The organism is Cellvibrio sp. (genome assembly GCF_053579595.1).
In genome coordinates this window covers 1-3,584 of the sequence record NZ_JBRFPI010000433.1, presented here as the reverse complement: position 1 = coordinate 3,584, position 3,584 = coordinate 1, and the positions used below count along the sequence as shown (strand labels likewise).

Genomic DNA, 3,584 nt, shown 5'->3' with positions numbered 1-3,584 from the left:
GGGCGAGACCCGGCCCGCCGCGACCGCGGCCGGCACCCTGCTCGGCGCATTTCTCGGCAGCGAGGTCGGCAAGTCGCTGGATCGCGCGGACGCCGTGCACGCCAGCCGTGCCCAGTATCAGGCGCTGGAGAAGTTCAGGTTCCAGTTGTGGCTGGCGTGCGAGTATCCAGAAATAGTCTTTATCCGGGCCGCTGATCAGCGCGTAATGATAATTTTCTTTATCCAACTCAAATACAACATATGAGCCATAGAACGGCCCGAAGAAGGACACTTTCAAATAACCAGTATCCGGCGTATCAACAAAGTAGGCTTTGCCCTCGGCTTCTTCCCACGCTTGGTCTTCCTGCGAGTATCCGCGGTTAATGACTTTCACTCCGCCATCATCACGCAGGGTGTAGTTAGCCGTTACATGACTTAAACCGCGTTCAAAACTGTGGTCAAGGCGAGCTATTTCATACCATGTGCCCAGGTAGCGCGGCAGTTCGAATTGCGCTACGGGTTTAATATTTTCCGGCATGCCGGTGCAGCTGGCTAATAGCAGGGTGATACTCAATAAAAAATACTTCATGGCAATGCTCCTGTAAAAATTGAAAATGGGTTTTTCGATTGAATCCCAAGTAAAACCAATTTCAATTTTGGCCTATTGTATTCTGCTTGTCGGTGCGCAGTACCACCGATAAGGCTTAACATACAGAGGATTTTTATTCGTTAGTTTTGTCGATCGTGAAGCGTAAAAACCAATCGTAAATGGACTCGCTTTGGCGGTCATATTTTGAATCACCTTTGCCGATATAACTGTCGTCCCATATTTGGTTGGCAATAACGTGATCACCATTGCTGACTATAGTGACTTTAGGTGTAGGGCTGGTCAGGCATTGTTGCTTGAGAATGTCGATTGTATAAAGCGTGTGGTTTACGGGGACTGTGGAATCTGCATCACCGTGAAATGCCCATATTGGTAGCTGCGTCATGGCTTTGCAAAATTGCGTAATTGCAGTGGGATTCTCGACCGGGCCTCCAGCCGACATAGGGGCAATCGCGGCAAGACGATTGGGATAGAGCAGAGGATAGCGGTAGGTGAAATAGCCGCCCGCACTCATGCCTGTCATATAGATCCGTTGTGGATCCACAGGGTAGGCTGCCAATGCCCATTCAATTAATTGATCAACCTGATGCCACTCATTATCGCCAATGTCCAGACAGCGCTGCGGTTCCAGTACGATAAATGGGCGCGAGTCAGGCCAGCGATTTTCGTCGAATACCCGATAAATATTGGCGCCATATTGCAATGTCAGTAAACGGTTATTAACGGGGGACTGCTGAACAAAATGCTCCCAACCGTGAGCAACAATTAACAGCGGATATTGTTTATGCGGCTCGCTGCCGATATATACAGGTAGATGTTCAAGAAATCCCATAGGCGCACTGGTGCTATCAAAAGGACGCAGGCTGTATTTTTTGGGCGTATTAGTGAATACCCGCACAATGCGATGTTTGGATGCAGCGATCCGGCCGGCGGAATCTTTAACGTCATAGCGAATAAAATAATCTGCTTGTTGATTGGTATTGATTTTATCTAGCCCCGTTGTGCTTATTAGGGATGTTAAATCATTGCCATTTTGGTCTTTCGCGATTGCACCGGCATCCAGGTATGTGCCTCCCAAGGGAATATCTATCACCCGGTCGCCATTGAGTGTGATCAGCGGTGCATCTGTTGCTACCGCGACTACCGGTTGCAGTATGCACTCGCGTGGTAGTGGCGCGGGAACAGATGAGTTGGAGACTACTGGTGGTCGGTTTTCTGAACTGGAGGATCCTCCACCGCAGCCAATGAGCAAAAAAACAAATGCCAACGCTGCAAAAAAAGTCAAATTATCTTTCATCATTTTATACCCATTCATAATGAGCTCAGGCGTTAACTGTTATTTGCTGTAGATCGACAATAGATATCGATTGTAACTACTCAATTCTCTAGCGCAAAATCTTGATGCAGATTGTAACGACCCGATTGCGTATTTTGTTGGGTATTGTCGCGCCAACGGAGGATTAAGTTAATGGTTGGACAATTAACTTCTATACTCTTCCACTCATAATAATTGTGAAGGATTAATAACTATGAAAGCACAGGTACCCGCGCCTCAGGAGCAAACACAGCCATTAGTGCAAGCCCGGCTTTACGCTAAACGAGATGCGCGAGTGGAAGTTGCTCAGGCTAAGGCGCTGCAGGCGTTAGGCGATACAAGTCCACGAGTACGGCAAATGCGCTCGATGCAAGCGCTGATTCAGCGGAAAGTACAATCGCCCGTTAAAAATACCGTGCCACCTGTAGCGAATTTTTTTGCGGGTGATACTGCAATGCAGGCTATGCCGGTGATGCAAATGAAGTGGATTGATGATAGTGGGGGGATCTTACTGTGGGATCAGCTTATTGATGGAGTGCAATGGTATTTCAATAAGGAGAGCGGCAAGATGTTTTATAAAATTGCTAATCCCGAGGCTATAAAGTTGGGCAGCCTGGAGTCTTATCGGGTCTATGAGGGGCAGTCACAAGCCTACGAATTTTGGCAAGCGAACAGTGCGTTGGATCTGGATATTGGCCAGTATCTGGATGCCAGCGTGATAACCCCCGACGAAGCTGTCGCTAAAGAGCTTGCCCCTGCAACTGGTATGGAAGCGCAGGATAAAGGGGCTTACCTGATGGATGCTAAAACCCTCGAAACCGAATGGGGCGATAAATCGTCTGAGCAGCGTGCAGAGACTATGTTGTTAGCAGTTAATAAGTCGCTCACTCAAACGGGTGCGCCAGCTATTACTTATTCATTTGTTGATCTCGATGAGGACTCCTATGGTTCATTCTCTGAATCCAAATGGAACATGGAGCTCAATAGAGCATTGTTTACCAAGGATACAGTCGATTCGGAAACAATGGCACAAGTAGCTGACACCGTATTTCATGAGGCTCGTCACGCAGAGCAATTTTTCCGGATTGCCCGCTTGCTCGCAGGCATGGGATTTGACGTGGGGGAGATACAGCGCAGAATGAGTATGAAGGGCGCGCCAGCCAATGCCGGAATGATTGCAGTGGCACTTTCGACTCCCATGGTTATCAGCGAAGATGGTTTGGATACAGAAGTAATGGAAACACTGCATTGGTATCAAAGTCTTTATGGTGCCAAAGCAAATGACAGGATAAAAGTTATCTTGACGATGAAGGATGTGAAGTTGCAGTTTTATAAACTGCTTGGGCAGATGCAAGTGCTTAAAAGTGAGTTTATGTTGTTGCGTATGGATATTCAAAATGCTCCCTTTGAGAGCGAAATGGAAAAAGAAGAAATTGAGGAGGCCTACCAGCAAATTCTGCTCAAATTAAAAACTGCAACCGAATTAGAAATAAAAAATTTAACTGAAGAGAAAGAAAAACTGGCCGCTAACCTCAAAGATATACCCGCAAAATATAAGCAGTTTGTTGCAGAATTAAAGCAAAAGGGGAAGAGCATTACAGCGCAGCAGCATCAGGTAGAAGAACAAATGAAACTTACTTTTGAAGAGTTTTCGCGTTGGCAAGAGCTATACAAAAATTTGGC

3 protein-coding genes are annotated in these 3,584 nt (G+C 46.9%); 1 reads left to right on the top strand and 2 read right to left on the bottom strand.

From position 1 onward, the window contains the following. A partial coding sequence (locus tag ACWA6V_RS19160) for a lipocalin family protein (protein ID WP_449523995.1) occupies positions 1 to 568 on the bottom strand: 568 nt, incomplete at its 3' end. Positions 569 to 701: 133 nt separating this feature from the next. Next, positions 702 to 1,901, bottom strand: a complete 1,200-nt coding sequence (locus ACWA6V_RS19155) for an immunoglobulin-like domain-containing protein (protein WP_449523994.1) — start codon at positions 1,899 to 1,901, stop codon at positions 702 to 704. A gap of 214 nt (positions 1,902 to 2,115) precedes the next feature. Here ACWA6V_RS19155 and ACWA6V_RS19150 point away from each other — a divergent pair. Next, positions 2,116 to 3,584, top strand: a 1,469-nt coding sequence (locus ACWA6V_RS19150) for a hypothetical protein (RefSeq protein WP_449523993.1), incomplete at its 3' end; no start/stop codon positions are given.

Coding starts and splice junctions, on each gene's coding strand:
- ACWA6V_RS19155 (WP_449523994.1), bottom strand. CDS start 1,901: ATGAATGGGTATAAAATGATGAAAGATAATTTGACTTTTTTTGCAGCG.